Raw genomic sequence first — 1,581 nt, 5'->3', positions numbered from 1 at the left:
GATCAACTTCCTTCCCGAGGTTGAAGAGCTTGCTTCCCAAGAATTACACCATTGTGCCGGGACGTGCAACCTCCAGAAGGTGATAGCGTTTCCTTTCATGGGAAGCAGCGGTGTAGAGGATACGTTCGGCCGGCGCGTCCGCCAGGAGAGGGAGGCGCGCGGTTGGACCCAAGCCGACCTCGCTGAACGCGTCGCAGCGCTGGGCTTGCACCTTCACCCCTCGGCTATCGCGAAGATCGAACTGCGAGACGTCGACCGACCGCGCGCAATCCGCCTTGACGAAGCGGACGTGATAGCGATGGCGTTCGGGTTGAGCACCTTCGAGATGACTGAGACCCGCGATCACCGCATCCGCTGGGTCGGAAACCGAATGCGCGTTTGGCTTGGGAGGCTGATTGACTTCCTCGGCGAGGATGGCCGCTACATTGCAGGCGATCTCGAAGCCCTAATAGTAGGTGCAGATAGCAAAGAAGCAAAACGCCTCACTGAATTGCTTATGCCAAGTGAATTTAATTCGTTAGTGGAGGACACAATTGACAAGGCGATCGAGCTGCGAGACGGGTTACATCATCCATCGCGAAAGCCGAGCCTAGACTGGGACAAGTCACCTCAGTAGCCAACTCTTTGATAATTCTGAAGTTAAGTCGTGACCAATAGCGCTGCTACGTTCTGCGCTTGGATCATTGACCGAAACATCGCGATTCGCTATGGCATTAGGGTGATCACCATTACAGGATATGCGTAGGGTTTCGACCGATAGCCGATGCAGTTTTCTTTATTTATAGGAATTCAAAAGATATCCAGTGCGCGTCATGCCACTGTCCGGTTTTCCGGATTCCCGTCAGAAGAATCCTGATCGGAGTTCGTGCCACTGGCAGTACCTCGCCTGGCGGGTCGATCGGGAATCACCTTACCCAGCCATCTCACGAGATCCGCGCCATCTGGATTGTCCTTCAGCGCATCGCGCAACCGCACGAACAGGCCAGACCTCTGGTATGACGTGAAGTTCTGACGCAGAACTGCCTGGCTGCCGTAGCGCGCCGGGAGCTGAGACCACGAGAGACGGTGGGTCATCTTGAAGTGAATAGCGTTGAAGGTACGGCGCTTGCCAGCAAGTTCATGAGGTGAGCGGTCCACTTCGTCATGCGCCCCGTTGCGCTGGTCGAAGAGAGAGACCGACGCTCCAGCCGTGGTGGTCGGCTCGCTCCCAGGCGAGGAGTTCGTCTTTGTCGGTGGCGAGGAAACGGGCCTCGTTATCGAAGGCGATTTCGATAGCTTTGCAGTCGCCGCCGATATCGGTGATCCCAGCGATCGAGGGCACCGCGAGGCCATCACAAAATTCAGTGCGCCGGTGGAGCTCGTGGAGATCGAGGGCTCGCAGCATGGCTTCGCCGTGCATGACGATCCGCAATACTTGAATCCGAAGAGCCAACGGTACCAGGCTGAGGTTATTGACCTTGTGGCTTAATGGCTTATGACCGAGTCGTTGCCACGCCCGCAATAGGCATGTTTTGCCAAGGGTCGGTCGTTCGGCCAGACCCTTGTCAGACAATCGATCTATTCCGAGCTTCGCTCCAGTTC

3 protein-coding genes are annotated in these 1,581 nt (G+C 56.5%); 1 reads left to right on the top strand and 2 read right to left on the bottom strand.

The window, feature by feature from the left end:
* On the top strand, window positions 1-616 hold a 616-nt coding region (locus ACGF5C_RS34435), incomplete at its 5' end, for a multiprotein-bridging factor 1 family protein (protein ID WP_393308550.1).
* Window positions 617-810: 194 nt separating this feature from the next.
* Here ACGF5C_RS34435 and ACGF5C_RS34430 read toward each other — a convergent pair.
* On the bottom strand, window positions 811-1,137 hold the full coding sequence (locus ACGF5C_RS34430) for a hypothetical protein (RefSeq protein WP_393308548.1): 327 nt from the start codon (window positions 1,135-1,137) through the stop codon (window positions 811-813).
* A gap of 4 nt (window positions 1,138-1,141) precedes the next feature.
* A partial coding sequence (locus tag ACGF5C_RS34425; RefSeq protein ID WP_393308546.1) for a hypothetical protein occupies window positions 1,142-1,581 on the bottom strand: 440 nt, incomplete at its 5' end.

Source organism: Micromonospora sp. NPDC047620 (assembly GCF_043205005.1).
Lineage (GTDB): Bacteria > Actinomycetota > Actinomycetes > Mycobacteriales > Micromonosporaceae > Micromonospora.
This window is presented reverse-complemented; position numbering and strand designations above follow the sequence as displayed.